General features: G+C 68.4%; 16 protein-coding genes. All 16 read right to left on the bottom strand.

From position 1 onward, the window contains the following. Positions 1–172: 172 nt before the first annotated feature. The 16 genes from HKK72_RS26325 to rplA all read right to left on the bottom strand — a co-directional run bounded on the left by HKK72_RS26325 (position 173) and on the right by rplA (position 16,057). Positions 173–796: a hypothetical protein gene (locus tag HKK72_RS26325; protein ID WP_187237115.1), complete on the bottom strand. Its 624-nt coding sequence runs from the start codon at positions 794–796 to the stop codon at positions 173–175. Continuing rightward, a complete protein-coding gene (locus HKK72_RS26330) occupies positions 793–1,341 on the bottom strand; it encodes a nuclear transport factor 2 family protein (protein WP_187237116.1) in 549 nt (182 codons plus the stop codon). Before HKK72_RS26330 ends, HKK72_RS26325 begins: the two co-directional genes overlap by 4 nt. Beyond that, a complete protein-coding gene (locus tag HKK72_RS26335; RefSeq protein ID WP_187237117.1) occupies positions 1,338–2,732 on the bottom strand; it encodes an MCE family protein in 1,395 nt (464 codons plus the stop codon). Before HKK72_RS26335 ends, HKK72_RS26330 begins: the two co-directional genes overlap by 4 nt. Beyond that, positions 2,729–3,967 (bottom strand): MCE family protein, encoded by a 1,239-nt coding sequence (locus HKK72_RS26340; RefSeq protein ID WP_187237118.1) that lies wholly within the window; start codon positions 3,965–3,967, stop codon positions 2,729–2,731. The genes HKK72_RS26335 and HKK72_RS26340 overlap by 4 nt, the downstream gene beginning before the upstream one ends. Continuing rightward, positions 3,964–5,286: an MCE family protein gene (locus tag HKK72_RS26345; protein WP_315987458.1), complete on the bottom strand. Its 1,323-nt coding sequence runs from the start codon at positions 5,284–5,286 to the stop codon at positions 3,964–3,966. Before HKK72_RS26345 ends, HKK72_RS26340 begins: the two co-directional genes overlap by 4 nt. A gap of 23 nt (positions 5,287–5,309) precedes the next feature. Then, a complete protein-coding gene (locus tag HKK72_RS26350) occupies positions 5,310–6,359 on the bottom strand; it encodes an MCE family protein (protein ID WP_187237119.1) in 1,050 nt (349 codons plus the stop codon). Next, on the bottom strand, positions 6,359–7,390 hold the full coding sequence (locus HKK72_RS26355) for an MCE family protein (RefSeq protein ID WP_187237120.1): 1,032 nt from the start codon (positions 7,388–7,390) through the stop codon (positions 6,359–6,361). The genes HKK72_RS26350 and HKK72_RS26355 overlap by 1 nt, the downstream gene beginning before the upstream one ends. Beyond that, the gene (locus tag HKK72_RS26360; RefSeq protein WP_187237121.1) at positions 7,387–8,742 is read right to left on the bottom strand and encodes an MCE family protein; all 1,356 of its coding nucleotides are present in this window, start codon (positions 8,740–8,742) and stop codon (positions 7,387–7,389) included. Before HKK72_RS26360 ends, HKK72_RS26355 begins: the two co-directional genes overlap by 4 nt. A 7-nt stretch (positions 8,743–8,749) precedes the next feature. Beyond that, the gene (locus tag HKK72_RS26365; protein WP_187237122.1) at positions 8,750–9,598 is read right to left on the bottom strand and encodes an MlaE family ABC transporter permease; all 849 of its coding nucleotides are present in this window, start codon (positions 9,596–9,598) and stop codon (positions 8,750–8,752) included. Beyond that, positions 9,598–10,449, bottom strand: coding sequence for an MlaE family ABC transporter permease (locus tag HKK72_RS26370; protein ID WP_187237123.1), 852 nt, complete (start codon positions 10,447–10,449; stop codon positions 9,598–9,600). The genes HKK72_RS26365 and HKK72_RS26370 overlap by 1 nt, the downstream gene beginning before the upstream one ends. Continuing rightward, entirely contained in the window at positions 10,446–11,474 is a 1,029-nt protein-coding gene (locus tag HKK72_RS26375; protein WP_187237124.1) for an ABC transporter ATP-binding protein, read from the bottom strand. The genes HKK72_RS26370 and HKK72_RS26375 overlap by 4 nt, the downstream gene beginning before the upstream one ends. Before the next feature lie 352 nt (positions 11,475–11,826). Next, positions 11,827–12,210, bottom strand: coding sequence for a 50S ribosomal protein L7/L12 (gene rplL / locus HKK72_RS26380; RefSeq protein WP_187237125.1), 384 nt, complete (start codon positions 12,208–12,210; stop codon positions 11,827–11,829). 48 nt (positions 12,211–12,258) lie between these two features. Then, positions 12,259–12,861, bottom strand: coding sequence for a 50S ribosomal protein L10 (rplJ, locus tag HKK72_RS26385; RefSeq protein WP_187237126.1), 603 nt, complete (start codon positions 12,859–12,861; stop codon positions 12,259–12,261). A 362-nt stretch (positions 12,862–13,223) separates the two neighbouring features. Further along, positions 13,224–14,090 (bottom strand): LppX_LprAFG lipoprotein, encoded by an 867-nt coding sequence (locus tag HKK72_RS26390; protein ID WP_187237127.1) that lies wholly within the window; start codon positions 14,088–14,090, stop codon positions 13,224–13,226. A 165-nt stretch (positions 14,091–14,255) separates the two neighbouring features. Further along, the gene (locus HKK72_RS26395; RefSeq protein ID WP_187237128.1) at positions 14,256–15,116 is read right to left on the bottom strand and encodes an LppX_LprAFG lipoprotein; all 861 of its coding nucleotides are present in this window, start codon (positions 15,114–15,116) and stop codon (positions 14,256–14,258) included. A 215-nt stretch (positions 15,117–15,331) separates the two neighbouring features. Next, positions 15,332–16,057, bottom strand: a complete 726-nt coding sequence (rplA, locus tag HKK72_RS26400) for a 50S ribosomal protein L1 (protein WP_187237129.1) — start codon at positions 16,055–16,057, stop codon at positions 15,332–15,334. Positions 16,058–16,132: the final 75 nt, after the last annotated feature.

Below are 16,132 nucleotides of genomic sequence, written 5' to 3' on the forward strand. Positions count from 1 at the left end.
CGGCTCGGCGGCTCGGGGCGCTTCGAGGTGCCGTCTTCCCTCGTCGCGCCGGTCGCTCGTTCCTCGCGCCCGGCGCTCCTCAGTCCAGACGACACCGCGCCCCTCGCAGGGCCACGTCCACGGCCTGTGATCGAACCGGCGCGCCGGAGGCGCGGTCATCAGCGTGCTGCCGCTAGAGGACCTGCAGGTCGGACGCCAGCCACCGGTCTTCGACCTTGACCATCGTCATGCGCATGCGCAGCGGTTCGGGGAGGCGGTTCGGGCTGGCGGTGGTCGTCGCGCTGCGGTTGGCGAAGACGAGCACCGTCACCTGGCGGGCCGAGGCGCTCTCGGCGCCGGCCTTGATCACGGTGGTCTGCGAGATCGCCTGCTGCTGGATCGCCGTCGCGCGGATCTGCTGTGCCAGCGCGGCGTACTCGGTGCGCAGCTTCCCGGTCGTCTGGCCGGTCGCCGTCTTGAAGTCCGACTCGAGCGTGCGGTAGTCGTACGAGGAGAGGTCGCGTGCGGCCTGGGACGCCGCGTGCACCGCCTGGCGCGACGCCTCGTCGACGTTCCTCAGGTCGTTCCTCTTGGCGTTCAGGCTCACCACCGCCGCGGCGAGCACGGCCGCCACGAGGACGAGAACGGCGAGGATCTGCGTTCCCGGGGCGATGTGGGTTCCCGGGGCGATCCGAAGCCGCGATCCCCGATTCCGGGCGGGCGCCGAGCCGGCGGGCGTGTCCTCGTCAGCGGCGTCGGTCTTCTCGGGTTCGGTCTCCCCGGAGGCCGAGCGCCTGCGCTTGATCAACGTCGTCATGGAACCAGCCCCAACTTGGAGACGAGCCAGCGGCCGTCGACCCGCTTGAGATCCATCGAGAACCGGTAGTAGCGGGGGGCCGCCTGCTTGACCTTCGGGCTGCTGGTGACCGCCGTCACCGCCACGATGACCTCGGCCGAGTCGCCGTCTATCGACACGACCCCGGCCCGCACCGACTGCACCGTGGAGGTCGCCTGGTTCTTGGTGGCGGTGTCGGAGATGGTCTTGGCCTGGGTGGCCCACTGGTTCTTGATGTCGCCGGTCATGCCGCCGAGCACCCGGTCGATGCCCTGCTGGATGTTGCGGTAGTCGATGCTCACCATGTTGACGGCGGTCTGGCGCGCCGCCTGTTCGGCTCCCGCCTCCCGGTCGGCGGCGTCCCGGGCCCGCCAGACCGACAGGCCGAGCGAGCTCGCCGCCACCGCCAGCCCGATCACGGCGATCGTGAGCACGGCGGCCACGAGCCGCCCCACGGCGCCGGCCAGCGGCCCGCCCGGCGCCCGGCCGGTCGAGTCGCCCATCGCCCCGTCAGTGGTCCCGGTCATTGCGCCAGTGGCCCGAGCAGCAGCCACTTCCATGAGGCGTCTCCCAACAGACGTTGCTGTCCACCGGCCGAACTCATCTCGTACCGCCTGCCATCAGGACCGTAGACGACTCCGGTCACCGGGTCATATCCGGCCATCTGTACCGATCCGTCAGAGGTCGACTGTCGGGCGGTGGCGCCCGGCTCCTCACCGGAGGCCTGCGAGCCGGCACCCCCCTGCGCACCGCCAGGAGGCTCTCCCGCGCCCTCGGTTGCCCCGGGTGGCACCTGTGGGTAGGGGCGCGGCGCCGGGGCGTTGCGAGCGCCTCTGACGACCTGCTGGGAGTCCTTCGGCAGCGTGCAGCCCACCTTGGTCTCGGCGGGCACCTGCTTGGTGTTCTGCGGATACCGGATCTTGGTCTTCTCGTAGCCCTTGGTGCAGGGCGGCGGGGAGTCGACGTTCATCACCAGGCCGAAGTGCTCGGTGCCGTCGCCGGGGGTCACGGTGAACGAACCGGCCAGGGCCATCGGGTAGAGGACGAGCAGGTGCCGGAGCCCGTCGATCCTCGACGTGAGGACCTGCCCGGTCGTGGTCATGTTCGCCAGCAGCACCGGCAGGGTGGGCGTCAGATCGTCGATCAGGCCGCCGGCCTGCTGCGCCGCGGGGGCCGTGTTGGCGATGGCCGAGCGCAGGCTCGGATCGTCGTGGCGGACCTGCGCGGTCAGATCGTTCAGGTTCCGCGCCAGGTTGCGGATGTTCGTGCCCTGTGACCGCTGGGTGTCCAGGACCACCTTGCCGTTGTCGAGCAGCTCGGCGGTGGCCGGGTAGCTCTTCTCGGCCGTCTCGAGCAGCCGGTCGCTGGAGTCCAGGATCGCCTGCAGGTCGGCCGCGGAGCCCGAGAACGCCTTGTCGAGCTCGTCGACGATCACGCCGAGATCCCGGGGGTTCACCGAGGACACGAGACGGTCGACGTTGCCGAGGAGCTCCGTGGTGGACACGGGGAGCCTGGTGCGCTCGCGCGGGATCGTGTAGGCGTCGCCGGTGTCGAGGTAGGGCCCGCCGTCCGCGCGCGGCTGGAGGTCGATGTACTGCTCGCCGACGGCCGACCGGTTGGCCACCACCGCGATGCTGTCGCGCGGGATGTGCCGGCCGCGCTGCAGTGTGACCTTGACCCGGATGCCGTCCCTGGTCAGCTCGATGGGCCCGACCCGGCCGACGGGCACGCCGCGGTAGGTCACCTCGGCGCCGGTGAAGATGCCGCCCGAGTCGGTGAGATCGACATAGGCCACGTAGGACCGGTTGAGAAGCCCGCCGCCGATCCCGATGTAGCGGATGCCTGTGTAGCAGACCCCGAGGACCGTGATCACCGCGAAGACCAGCAACTGGATCTTCACGCCGGGTTTGATGATCAACTGAGTCCTCCCATGATCAGGTCGTACAGCCCGGGGTCCGGGGTGGAGGACGGCCGCGGCACGACACCGGGGGGCGTCGACCGGCCGGGATCCGGAGTGCCCGGTGCGCCAGGTGTGCCCGGTGCGCCGGGGGTCGGGTCGAGCACGCCGGGGGGCGTCTGCGGCAAGGTGAGGCTCGGAGGCTTGATCAGCGAGCGCATCTGGTCGCCCTGCTTGACCAGGCCCTCGAGCGCGGTGCCCCCGAGCAGGTTCTGGGTCAGGCTCTTCAGGTCCAGGTCGAGCGTGATGTGGATGTTCGCGTAGTCACCGCGGAGGGCGTTGGCGACCGAGGGCGGGAACGGGAACGTGAGCATCATCTCCAGGCTGTTCGGCAGGTCGGTGCCGGCCTTGTTGAGGTTCTGGAGGATCGGCTGGAGGGCCCGCAGGTTGGCCAGCAGGTCGGCCTTGGACTGGTTCACCACCCGCGTCGTGACCTTGCTCAGCTTGTCCAGGCTGACCAGCATCTTGGTGAGGTCGGCCCGGTTCTGATCGAGCACCTTGATCGCCGGGCCGGTGCGGTCGATGGTGTCGGCGATCGTCTTCCGCTGCGCCGCGAGCTTGCCGCTCAGCCGGTCGAGGCTGTCGAGGGCCTGGGTGATGGCGCCGCGGTTGCGGTCCAGAGTCCCGACGAAGGTGTTGATCCGCTGCAGCACGTCCCTGATGGTGTCGGTACGGCCCTCCATCGCGGCGTTGAGCTCATTGGTGATCGTGGAGATCTGCTCCAGCCCGCCGCCGTTGAGCAGCAGCGACAGCGCGGACAGCACCTCTTCGATCTCGGTGCTCCGCGAGGTCCTGGCGAGCGGGATCACGTCCCCTGTGCCGAGGCGCCCCTGCGCCGCCTCCCCGGAAGGGGCCGACAACTGGACGTACTTCTCCCCCAGCAGACTGGTCTGGCCGACGGACGCGATCGCGTTGTCCGGAAGGTTCACGTCCTTGCGGATCTTGCAGTTGACGCGTGCGTGCCAGCCGTCGAGCCGGATGTCGGTGATCTTCCCGACCGAGACGTCGTTGACCTTCACCACCGACTGCGGCACCAGGTCGAGCACGTTGGCGAAATCGATCTCGACCTCGTAGGGGTTGTCGCCCAGGTCGGGCCCGCCCGGCAGCGGAAGGGACTCCGCGCCGCGGAACGAACAGCCCGACAGCACCGCGAGCGCCACCGTCGCGGCCACCGCCGCCGCCAGCCTGCGCTTCACGGGGTACCTCCCAGCAGTGCGGACAGCCCCTGGGGCGAGGTGCTCCGCTGATCCGGCCGGCCGGCGCCGTCGCCCTGGCCGCTCGGGCCGGCCGCCTGCCTGCCCTGGGCCCCCTGGCCGGTCCGGGTGCCCTCGCCGCCCTGGCCGGTCTGGCCGGTCTGGCCGCGGCGGTCGTCCGGGCCGTAGGCGTCCGGCGGCGGCGGAATCGGGTCGTAGTGCGTGGTGATCGCCGTGATCCAGGACAGGTCGAGCGAGAGCGAGGTCAGCGCCTTGCCCGCCGGGTTGAGCGGGCCGAGCAGCGACTCGCACTGTTTCGCGGGCGTGCCGAGCGAGAACGCCAGGGAGCAGATCCACTGCGCGATGTCGTGGAACTGCCGCAGGTCCGCGCGCGTGCCCAGGGTGCCGCTGATCGGGTCGTAGGCCTTGGCCAGGTTGCTCAGGCCCGTGGGCGCGGTGGTGAGGAACTCCGCGAGCGCGCCCTTCTCCTTGACCAGCACCGAGGTGATCTGCGCCAGCTGCCGCACGTTCGCGGCGAGCTGGGTGCGGTTGCCCTTCACGAACCTGGTCACGTTGCGCAGCGTCGGCCCGAGGGCGCGCAGGGCCGCGCTCAGTTCCTCGCGCTCGCCGGACAACTGCGTCGACACGCTCGACAGGTTCTGGGTGAACTGCTTGATCTGCTGGTCGTTCGCGGCCATCGCGCCGGTGATCTGGCGGAGGTTCTCGATGGTCGCCGCGACGTCACCGCGGTCCTCGCTCAGCGTGCTGAGCATGCGCGAGGTGTCGCTGATCGTCTGCCGGATGTCGGTGCCCTGGCCGTCGAGGGTGGTCGCGCCGACCTGCAGGAGCCGCGACAGCGAGCCGTTGGCGTTGGCGCCGTCCGGCCCGAGCGCCTTGCCCACGTCGTTCAGGCTGCCGGCGACCTGGTCCACCTCGACCGGGACGGCGGTGCGGGTGAGCGCGAGGGTGGCCTGGTCGGCGAGCACCGGGCCGCCCCGGTAGACCGGCGTGAGCTGGATGTAGCGGTCGGCCACCAGCGACTGGTTGACGATGACCGCCTGAGCGTTCGCCGGAACCTTCTGGCGGGCGTCGTAGGCCAACTCGACCTTGACCGACCGGCCGACCGGCGTGACGCTGGTGACCCGTCCGACCTGGATGCCGAGGATGCGCACGTCCGCGCCCGGATAGAGTCCGACCGCACTGGTGAAGTACGCCGTCAGGCGCCGCTGCTCGGCCCCCGGCCACAGCGCCGCGACGGCACTGGCGATCAGCGCCACCGCGATGATCAGAACGCCGAGGCGGAGAATGATTGCGGGCTTCACGTGTACCTTCCTGCGCACGGCGGTCAAGGGAGGAACGGCAAGGGGTTGGTGGACGGCGACCGGCTCTCGGGTGTCCGCTGCCGACCGGAACCGCCGACCGGCGACTTCTGGATCGAGGCGGGGATGGGTACGAGGTTCTGGATGTAGCTGTCGAACCAGCGTCCGCTGCCCGTCGCGTCGGTGAACTGGCGGCCGTACGGCGCGAGCAGGCGGATGGTCCGGTCGAGGTCGTCCTGGTTCTTCAGCAGGATCTTGTTCACCCGCTGCAGGTTGGCCAGCATCGGGCCGATCTCCTTGTCGTTCTCCGAGATCAGCGCGTTGACCTGCTGCGTGAGGGTCACGGTGTTGACCAGCAACTGGTGGATCACCGCGCGCCGGGCCTGCACGGCCCGGAGGATCTTGTCGCCGTCCTCGACGAGCTTGACGAGCTGCGCGTTGCGGTCGGCGAGGACCTTGGTGACGTTCTTCGACCGTCCGACCAGTTCGTGCAGCTGGTCGTCGCGCGAGGAGATCGTCTGCGACAGCCGCCGCAGCCCGCGCAGCGAACCCTTGATCTCCTCCGGCGAGTTCTCGAAGGTGCTCGACAGAACGTCGAGCGACTGGGCCAGCTGCTTGGTGTCGATGTCGCCGGCCCGCTCGCTCAGTTCGCTGATCGCCGGCACGATCTCGAACGGCGTCGCCGTACGCGACACCGGAATCTGCCGCTCGGGGTCCTGCCGGCCGGGCCCGCGCGGGTCGAGCGACACGTAGTGGGCCCCCAGCACCGTCTTGATCTTGATTTCGGCTCGGGTGAGGTCGCCGAGGCGCACGCCGTCGTCCACGCGGAAGTCGACCCGTACGTGGCCGCGTTCGAGCCTGAGGCCGGTGACCTTGCCGACCTTGACCCCGGCGATCCGCACCTCCTCGTCCTTCTTCAGCCCGGCCGCCTCGGCGAACGCCGCGTTGTACGTCGTGCCGCCGGCGATGAAGGGGATGTTCTGGAGGTTCAGCGCGAACACCAGGCCCGCGACGATGACGCCGAGGCCGATCAGGCCCATGGGGACGGGGTTGCGCTCCCTGAAGGGCCGCACCATCACTTGCACCTCGCGTTCTCGTTCACGACCGCGGGTGTCTGTATCGCGGGCCCCCCGGGCAGCACGATCCGGGCGTCGAAACCGCACAGGTAGAAGTTGAACCAGGAGCCGTACGAGGAGGCGCGGTTGAGCTCGTTCAGCCGGTCCGGCGTGCGGCGCAGTGCCGTGTCGAGGGTCTTGCCGTTGTCACCGAGCGTCTGGACGAGGTCGCCGAGCTCGGAGATGTCGGTCTTGAGCGACGGGCGGGCGTCCCTCAGCAGATCGGAGGTCGCGCCGGTCAGCTCGTTGATGGACCCGAGCGAGTCGAAGATCGCCTTGCGGTCGCCGGCCACCCCGGAGACGAAGCTCTGCAACTGGCTGATGAGCTGGCTCACCTGCGTCGACCGCTGATCGAGCGTGCCCAGCACCTTGTTGAGATTGTCGATCACGCTCCCGATGACCTGGTCCCGGTCCGCGAGGGTGTTGGTGAGCGAGGCCACGTGCGCCAGCAGGCTGTTGACTGTGCCGCCCTCGCCCTGCAGCGTCTGGACGATCTGGAACGCGAGCTTGTTGACGTCCTTGGGCTCGAGCGCGCGGAACAGCGGCCGGAAACCGTTGAACAGCACCGTGAGGTCCAGGGCCGGCTGGGTCTGCGACACCGGGATCGTGCCGCCCGCCGGCAGGTAGTCGCCCACGGCGCCGGGGCCCTCCGACAGCGCGACGTACCGCTGCCCCATGAGGTTTCGGTAGCGCACCTGGACCAGCACCGACCGCGGCAGCCCGGCCGCGAAGGTACCCTCCTTGGCCACCGAGAAGGTGACCCGCGCCTGCCTGCCCTGGTGGAGCCTGATGTTCTCGACCTGCCCGACGCGAACGCCGGCGACGCGCACGTCGTCGCCCTTGAGCAACCCCGCCACGTCGGTGAAGACCGCCCGGTACGTCCGGCTCTCGACGAATCGCGTGTTGGCGATCGTGATGGCCAGAACGCCCGTGGCCATCGACGTCACCACCACGAAGACCAGCAGTTTGATCGCCGCCGTTGAGGTTCTCACCCGACCGTCACCACCGATCCCTGCGTCAGCGGGCCGAACAGCAGTGCGGCCAGGTCGGAGACCTCGCCGGCCGGCGTCCTGAGCAACGGCGCCACGACGTTCTTGACGGCCTCCTGCTCGGTCATCTCGGCCCCGGGCCGCACCAGCACCCCCGACGTCGCCCGGCCGAGCCCACCCGGTGGCGCCTGGTCGAGCCCTCCCTGCGAGGGCAGCCCGTTCGGCCCGGCCTTCCACCACGTGTCGTCCTCGGTGCCGTCCAGGCCGATGTAGTCCGGGAAGGGCACCTTCGGATTCGGCAGGCCGTAGCAGCGGGGATTGCGATGGTCCTTGTACTCCGGCAGGTCGAGTGGGCTCTTGAAGGCGGGCCGCGGCTTCACGATCTCGACCGTGAGATTGATGACCGGCGACTTCCCGCCGACCGCGTCCTCGACCCGGGGCTTGATCTTCATCAGGCCGGCGAGGACGCAGGGGAACGACGGCGAGTACTTCGCCACCAGTTCCAGCGCCTGCCGGTTGGCGATGTTCACGCCCACGATCTTGTTGCCGTTGTCCTGGGCGAACCGGGTGCCCTTGTCGGACACCTCGGTCACCGCGGGGATCAGCGCCTCGATCGCCGCCTTCTTCTCCACGATCGTCGACCCCGTGACGTTGAGGTTGCGCAGCGTCTGCAGCAGGTCCGGCGCGGCCGCGTCATAGACGTCGGAGACCTCCGACAGCGCGCGCAGGTCGTACACCAGCGTCCCGAGCTTGGGATTGACCTTCTTGAGCAGTGAGTCGGCCTGCTCGAGGTTGTGCCCGAGCTGGTCGCCGCGTCCCTGCAGCGCGGTGGCGAGCGCGTTGAGGGTCGCGTTGAGCTTCTCCGGCTTCACCGCCTGGAGCAGGGGCAGCAGGTGGTCGAGAACCTGGTTCACCTCGACCGTCACCGTGGACCTGTCCTGCGCGATCACCGCGCCGCTGCGGATGGCCGCGCCGCGCTGTGCCGGCAGCACCAGGTCGACGTACTTCTCTCCGAAGAGTGTTTTCGGCAGCATGCGGGCCTGCACGTTGCCCGGGATGAGGTGCGCCTTGTCCGGGTCGAGCGCGAGGTCGAGCTGGGCGCCGTTCGCGGTCGCGCGGGTTCCGCGCACCTCGCCGACGATCAGGCCGCGCACCTTGACGTCCGACCGGGGCAGCAGTTGCAGCCCGGCCCGGTCGCTGTTCACCTTCACTCGTACGACCGGGGTGAACGTCTTGTTGAACAGCGCGGCGGTCAGCGCGAGCAACAGCGCAACGACAAGGACGAACGCGATGCCGTACAGGCGATATCGCACCCGCTGGGACAGGCCGCCGGGCAGGGCTTCGACCTTGGTCATCGCGCCGTCACCCCGCGATCCGTACGCTCGTGGTGGCACCCCAGATCGCCATGCCCAGCAGCAGGTCGGCGATGTTGACGACCACGATGCTGGTGCGCACGGCGCGGCCGACCGCGAGGCCGACGCCGGCCGGGCCGCCGCTGGCGTGGAAACCGTAGTAGCAGTGGATCAGCATGATCAGCATGGCGAAGACGATCACTTTGCCGAACGACCAGAGGATGTCGTACGGCGGTAGGAACAGATTGAAATAGTGGTCGTAGGTGCCGGTCGACTGGTCGAAGAAGATCGTCACCATCAGGCGGGTGGCGAAGTACGAGGCGAGCAGTCCGATCACGTACAGCGGGATGACCGCCAACATGCCCGCGATCAGCCGCGTGGTGACCAGGAACGGCACCGACGGCACCGCCATCACCTCGAGCGCGTCGATCTCGTCGCTGATCCGCATGGCCCCGAGCTGGGCGGTGAAGCCGCAGCCGACGGTGGCCGAGAGCGCCAGCGCCGAGACGACGGGGGCGAGTTCGCGCGTGTTGAAGTACGAGGAGACGAAACCGGTGAAGGCCGCCGTTCCCAGCTGGTTCAGGGCGTTGTAGCCCTGCAGGCCGACCTCGGTCCCGGTGAAGAAGGTCATGAAGCCGACGATCGCCACGCTGCCGCCGATGACCGCGAGCCCACCGGTGCCGAGGCTGACCTCGGCGAGCAGCCGCAGGATCTCGGTGCGGTAGCGGCGGATGGAACGGAGGGTCCAGGCGATGGCCCGCGCGTAGAAGCTGAGCTGGTGACCGAGATCCTCAAGGCCCTCGAGCGGCCGGTTGACGACCCTCGAAGCCGTTCGTCCCACCTTTCCGGGGGTTGTCATCACATCCCCTTCTGCGGGATGAACTGGAAGTAGAGCGCGCTGATCAGGAAGTTCTCCAGGAACAGCAGCATGAACGTGATCACCACGGTCTGGTTCACCGCGTCTCCCACGCCCTTCGGACCGCCCTTGGCGTTGAGTCCCTTGTACGCCGCCACCAGCGCGGCGGTGATCCCGAAGACGAACGCCTTGAGCTCGGCCTGGAACAGGTCGGGCAGTTGCGCCGCGGCGTTGAAGGAGGCGAGGTAGGCCCCGGGAGTGCCGCCCTGCAGCATGACGTTGAAGACGTAACCGCCGCAGATGCCGACCACCGACACCAGGCCGTTGAGGAAGAGCCCGACGAACGCGCAGGCGAACATGCGCGGTACGACCAGGCGGTGCAGCGGGTTGATCCCGAGCACCTCCATGGCGTCGATCTCCTCACGGATCTTCCGGGCGCCGAGGTCGGCGCACATGGCCGAACCCGCGGCGCCGGCGATGAGCAGCGCGGTGACGAGCGGGCTGGCCTCGCGGACGATCGCGACTACCGCCGTGGCGCCGGTGAAGGACTGCGCGCCGAGCTGCCGGATGAGGCCGCCGACCTGCAGTGACAGGATCGCGCCGAACGGGATGGCGACCAGCGCCGTGGGCACCACCGTCACGCTGACGATGAACCACGCCTGCTGGATGAACTCCCGCCACTGGAACGGCCATTTGGCGGTGGCCCGGAAGGTGTCGAGGACGAGGGCGAAGAACCGGCCGGGCTCCTTGACCGCGATGTTGGCCGCGCCGTCGGTGACGGAACCGAAACCCGACGTGAAGCCGTTGCCCTTGCGGTCCGCCTGCCCCTCGCGCCGTGGTGCGGGGCGGGTCATCGGCGAGGGCCTCCCACCGATGGCTCTCCGGCCACTGGAGTCATGGAGGCGACGTAGCGCGGCCATTCACGCACCCAGTCGCGACCGAGGTCGTCGACGAACGAGCCCGGCGGCGGTTGTACGCCGTGCGCCTTCAGCCACGATCCGGGCGGCGACTGGGACCGCCGGATCCGCCCGTCCGTCGGCATCAGCTGCGGCGGGATCGGCGGGAGCTGCCCGGGGTCGTGGCCGAGCTTGGCCTCGGCCTCGAGCTCGGAGACGTCCTTCTCCTCCGACATGCCGATCGGGCCGTGCCTGCGGGCGTTGAGGAACTGCCGGACGACCGGCTCGTCACTGGACAGGAGCATCTCGCGCGGCCCGAACATGATCAGCTCTCGCCGGAACAGCAGGCCGATGTTGTCGGGGACGGTACGAGCCGTGTTGATGTCGTGGGTGACGATCAGGAACGTCGCACCGATCTGGGCGTTGAGGTCCACGATCAGCTGGTTGAGATACGCGGTGCGGACCGGGTCGAGGCCCGAGTCGGGCTCGTCGAACAGGATGATCTCGGGGTCGAGAACGAGGGCCCTGGCGAGCCCCGCGCGCTTGCGCATGCCGCCGGAGATCTCGCCGGGCAGCTTGCCCTCGGCGCCGACCAGACCGACCATGTCGATCTTCTCCATGACGATGCGCCTGACTTCGCTCTCGCTCTTCTTCGTGTGCTCGCGAAGCGGGAAGGCGATGTTGTCGTAGAGGTTCATGGAGCCGAAGAGCGCGCCGTCCTGGAACAGCACCCCGAAGAGCTTGCGGGTCTCGTACAGCAGGTGTTCGGACAGCCTCGGGAGGTCACGGTCGCCGATCCAGATGTGACCCCGCTCGGGTTTGAGCAGGCCGACGAGCGTCTTCAGGAACACCGACTTACCGGTGCCCGACGGCCCGAGGAGCACGGAGATCTCTCCTGCGGGGAGCGTCAGTGACACGTCCGCCCAGATGGTCTGACGTCCGAAGGCCTTGGTGAGTCCTTCGACCCTGATCTCGACGCCCACTCGTCACCTTTCGTCCAGCCGGGGGTTCCGGATCAATAGGCGAGCTGATTCGGTTGTCCATCGCCGGTGCCCGTCGCCGGATCGTCGTCGCGTGGGAGACGACCCCGCCGGCTACTGGCCAGTAGCAACACCGGGTGCAACCACCGTAGCCAGGAATCCCAGAAATGGAAGGGGGTTCGATCCACCTTCCCACATCGAGCGACCCAACGTAAGCGGATCGTTACTGCTGCCACATATTAGACCAAAGATCCAACAGCGGCGAGGGCAAGTGGCGCCGCGGCCCTGAGGCCGGCCCGGGAAACACAAGAGGCGGCCACCCCCGTGGGGCGACCGCCTGCGTGTGCGGAGTCGGTTACTTGACGGTGACCGTCGCGCCGGCCTTCTCCAGTGCTTCCTTGGCCTTCTCGGCCGCTTCCTTGTTGACCTTCTCCAGCAGCGCCTTGGGCGCGCCGTCGACGAGGTCCTTGGCCTCCTTGAGGCCGAGGCTCGTGAGCGCGCGGACCTCCTTGATGACCTGGATCTTCTTGTCGCCGGCAGCCTCGAGGACGACGTCGAACTCGTCCTTGACTTCCTCTTCATCAGCCGCTGCGGCGGGGCCCGCCGGGCCGGCGACCGCGACGGGCGCGGCGGCCTTGACGTCGAAGACGTCCTCGAACTGCTTCACGAACTCGGACAGCTCGAGGAGGGTCATCTCCTTGAACGCGTCGAGCAGCTCTTCGGTCTTGAGCTTCGCCATGGTGTGTTCCTCCGGTGGTGCTTGGTTGCTAAGTCTTACGACCGGGTCTCAGTCCTCGGTGGACTGGGCCGCCTCGGCGGGCGCCTCGGCAGCCACGGGGGCTGCGTCGGCCGGCGCCTCGCTCGTCTCTCCGGCCTCCTCGCGCTTGACCCGCAGCGCTTCCGCGAGCTGGGCCAGCTGCGTCGGCAGGGCGTTGAAGGTCGCGGCCGCGTTGGCCATGGACGCCTTCATCGCACCGGCCAGCTTCGCGAGGAGCACCTCACGAGACTCGAGGTCGGCGAGCTTGGTGATCTCCTGCGGGGTCATCGCCTTGCCGTCGACGACACCACCCTTGATCACCAGCAGCGGGTTGGCCTTGGCGAAGTCACGCAGGCCCTTGGCGGCCTCGACCACGTCGCCCTTGACGAACGCGATCGCCGACGGGCCCTGGAGCAGCTCGCTGAGCTGTCCCTCCACCCCGGCATCGCGCGCGGCGATCTTGGTCAGCGTGTTCTTCACCACGGCGAACTTCGCGTTGTCACCGAGGTTATGGCGCAGTTCGCTGAGCTGCGCCACGGTGAGCCCGCGGTACTCGGTCAGCACGGCGCCGTTGGAGCTCTCGAACTCGGTCGTGAGCTCGGCCACCGCGGCCGCCTTGTCCGCCTTCGCCATGGGCCTCCTTCCCAACAAACATGAGTAGAGCCGCACGATCACGTGTGGTTCGCGGCGAACGCCCCTCACCAGGGCGTGATCCTGCGCCCCGCCGTCGACCAGGGTCCGGTGGCGGCCCCGTTACAGCAAAAACGCCCCGGTGCAGGTGCACACGGGGCGTACGCGCACGGCCATCATCGTGCGGAACGACTCTCGTCTCACCTGCGCGGGCCGCCCGCTGTCGCGGGACCTTCGACCATCCTTGCGGATGACGACCGGCGGTCTTCGGCACTGCACAGAGTACGTGCCATCCGCCCGTACCGCAAAACCGCGCCCCACGGCAGGGGCCGTGGGGCGCGGTTCCCGGCGTTCGAGGTGGGGCCTCAGCTGGCGCCGGGGCTCGGCACGTTCTGGAGGAGGTCGCCGAACTCCCCGACCTCGGAGGCGGGCGGCGCGGAGATGGTCACCGGCTGCCCGTAGTCCCGGTAGACGACCGTGACGCTCATCGGGGTCTTGGCGCCCGGCGCCGACTTCAACGCCATCTTCCGCGGCAGCTGCTGGCCGTCGACCCACAGGTCGAACGCCATCTTGTCCAGGCCCGTCACCTGGGCGGCCTTCTTTGCCGCCTCCTGCTGCGCCGGCTCCAGCTTGGCAGTGGCGTCGGCGACGCTGTAGGTGCCGGTGAAGTGGGTGGTCTGGACGCCGTCGATGGTCTCCTTGCCGACCTCGCGCACGTCCTTGGAGGCGGTCAGCTGCTTCGTGGACTGCACCGGGTCCATCTGCTGCGACTGCTGGAGCATCTGGTCCATGTTCAACCCGGACGCCTTGCCGATCGTGTCGAGCGGGATCTTCACCCACGGCTTGCCGGAGCCGACCTCGCCGAGCATGGGGAGTTTCATGTACAGCGTCTTGTCGACGAGCACCTGCTCCATGCCGGCCATGGACTCACCGCCCACGTTCATCTGATTGAACGTCATGGTGAAGCCGAGCGTCGGCTTGAGGCGGTACTGCGCCGTGCCCGACGCCTTGACGTTCTCAGCACCGGTCCCGCCCGACTCCACGGACACGTCCGCCTTGAACGAGGTGATCTCCCCGGCCTTCTGGGAGGTCTTCAGGAGCGCCTGGGCAGCGGACAGGTTGACGGTGTTGCCAAGATCGGCCTTGCCGCCGGAGTCCTCACCGAGACATCCGGTCAACGAGAGGGCGAGCGCGGCACTCACGGCGGTGCCTGCGACGAATCGACGAATCATACGAAGGATTCCTTCCTCATTGCCCGCTTTTTCGTAATGCCGCTGTCCTGGCACCTTATCGGACCAGTTATGCTATCTGGTGCAACGCTCGCGAATGACCTATAACCCACAAAAGGCACCCTAAACTGGGCGCCCTTTGCGGGTTATCGAACAGGTCGCTTCCGGTCAGTTCGCCCGGCCGCCGAGCAGGTCGCCGAGGTCGAAGTCCTGCACGTCGCGGGCCGGCGGCGCGGTGACTTTGACCGCCTTCCCATAGTCCCGGTAGAGGATCGTCACCGAACCGTTCTCACCCTTGGTTCCATCCCACCGCGAGACGAGCTTGCGCGGCAGTTGATCCCCATCGGTCCACAGATCGAAGCTGATCTTCTGGTCCGCGCCGCTCTCCGGATACACCCGCTGGAGCTTCGCACGCGCCGCGGCGTCGAACTGCTTCAGCGCTTCATCGACGGTGACCGTCCCCGCGTAGTGAGTCGTCTTCACCCCGTCGATGGTCTCCTGGCCGACCGTACGGACGTCCTTGGAGGCGGTGAACATCTTGGTCTGCTCGGCCGGATCGACCTTCTGCACCTGGTCGAGCAGTTGGCCGGCGTCCACTCCGGTCTGCCGGCCCATCGCCTTGACATCGATCTTCATCCAGGGCTTGCCGCCCACCAGTTTCGACAGCTGCTGGGACTTCACGTACAGCATGTCGTCGACGAAGACCGCCTGGCCTCCGACGCCCGGCAGGGACCGCCCGGCGAGGCCGGCCTGGTCGAGCCTGGCCGTGAAGGCGAGGGCCGGCCGGGTCCTGAACTGCCCGGTAGCATGGATCTTCGTCGCCCCGGCGCCGGAACTGCCGGTCACGGTGAGGTCGGCCTTGAAGGAATCGGCCTGGCCGGTCTTCTGGGAGGTCTTGGCGACCGCCTCGGCGGCGGTGAGCTTGATACCCCCGTTGGTCGTCTGCCCGCCCGAATCACCCATACATCCGGTGAGGGAGAGGACGAGGGCGGTTCCCGCCGCGGCCCCCGCCACGATTCGACGACTCATGAATGCGTTCCTTCCTCGTTGCCGATGCCGGCTGCCGGTTCATCGTGGCCGACCTGGTTGACCCCAGTCTGCTTCCGCCCGGTCTGGGGGGCATCCCCCGGTGGTACCAAAGCACCGAAATCGGGTACCCCTCAGGGCGGAGAAATCACCGGTCCGCAGAAGCGAAAAGGGCACCCCCTCGGCGGGGATGCCCTTTTCCGTGTTCACGCAGGTGGTCAGCCCGCCGCGGCCTCGTCGAGCTCGGCGGTGAGATTGCGGACCGCGTTGGGGTCGACCGGAATGCCCGGCCCCATCGTGGTCGTCATCGTCGCCTTCTTGACGTAACGGCCCTTGGCCGCCGACGGCTTCAACCGCTGGATCTCATCGATCGCCGCCGCGTAGTTCTCCACCAGCTGACGGTCGTCGAACGACGTCTTGCCGATGATGAAGTGCAGGTTGCCGTGCCGGTCGACCCGGAACTCGATCTTGCCGCCCTTGATCTCGGTCACGGCCTTGGCCACGTTCATGGTGACCGTGCCGGTCTTCGGATTCGGCATGAGACCACGCGGGCCGAGCACCCGGCCCAGCCGGCCGACCTTGCCCATCATGTCCGGCGTCGCGACGACGGCGTCGAAGTCCAGGAAGCCGCCCTGGATCCGTTCGATCAGGTCGTCCGCTCCCACGAGGTCGGCGCCGGCCTCACGGGCCTCGTCGGCCTTGGCGCCTCCGGCGAAGACCAGCACCCGGGCGGTCTTACCGGTGCCGTGCGGCAGGTTGACCGTGCCACGCACCATCTGGTCGGCCTTACGAGGGTCGACGCCCAGGCGCAGGGCGACTTCGACGGTCGAGTCGAACTTCGTGGCGGAGTTCTCCTTGGACAGCTTCACGGCCTCGAAGGGGCTGTACAGCTTGTCCCGGTCGATCTTCTCGGTCGCGTTGCGGTAGTTCTTGCTGCGCTTCATCTGAGCTCCTATCGGAGTCCGTGGTAAGGGCCAGCGCTCGGCCCTCCCACTCTGTTGATTTGTCGCGCCTCCGGC

Source organism: Actinomadura sp. HBU206391 (assembly GCF_014323665.1).
Classification (GTDB): Bacteria; Actinomycetota; Actinomycetes; order Streptosporangiales; family Streptosporangiaceae; genus Actinomadura_C.

Bases quoted from the DNA above. Each gene is read 5' to 3' on its own strand.
- HKK72_RS26325 (WP_187237115.1), bottom strand. From the start codon at position 796: ATGACGACGTTGATCAAGCGCAGGCGCTCGGCCTCCGGGGAGACCGAA.
- HKK72_RS26330 (WP_187237116.1), bottom strand. From the start codon at position 1,341: ATGACCGGGACCACTGACGGGGCGATGGGCGACTCGACCGGCCGGGCG.
- HKK72_RS26350 (WP_187237119.1), bottom strand. From the start codon at position 6,359: ATGGTGCGGCCCTTCAGGGAGCGCAACCCCGTCCCCATGGGCCTGATC.
- HKK72_RS26360 (WP_187237121.1), bottom strand. From the start codon at position 8,742: ATGACCAAGGTCGAAGCCCTGCCCGGCGGCCTGTCCCAGCGGGTGCGA.
- HKK72_RS26365 (WP_187237122.1), bottom strand. From the start codon at position 9,598: ATGACAACCCCCGGAAAGGTGGGACGAACGGCTTCGAGGGTCGTCAAC.
- HKK72_RS26370 (WP_187237123.1), bottom strand. From the start codon at position 10,449: ATGACCCGCCCCGCACCACGGCGCGAGGGGCAGGCGGACCGCAAGGGC.
- rplL (WP_187237125.1), bottom strand. From the start codon at position 12,210: ATGGCGAAGCTCAAGACCGAAGAGCTGCTCGACGCGTTCAAGGAGATG.
- rplJ (WP_187237126.1), bottom strand. From the start codon at position 12,861: ATGGCGAAGGCGGACAAGGCGGCCGCGGTGGCCGAGCTCACGACCGAG.
- HKK72_RS26390 (WP_187237127.1), bottom strand. From the start codon at position 14,090: ATGATTCGTCGATTCGTCGCAGGCACCGCCGTGAGTGCCGCGCTCGCC.
- HKK72_RS26395 (WP_187237128.1), bottom strand. From the start codon at position 15,116: ATGAGTCGTCGAATCGTGGCGGGGGCCGCGGCGGGAACCGCCCTCGTC.
- rplA (WP_187237129.1), bottom strand. From the start codon at position 16,057: ATGAAGCGCAGCAAGAACTACCGCAACGCGACCGAGAAGATCGACCGG.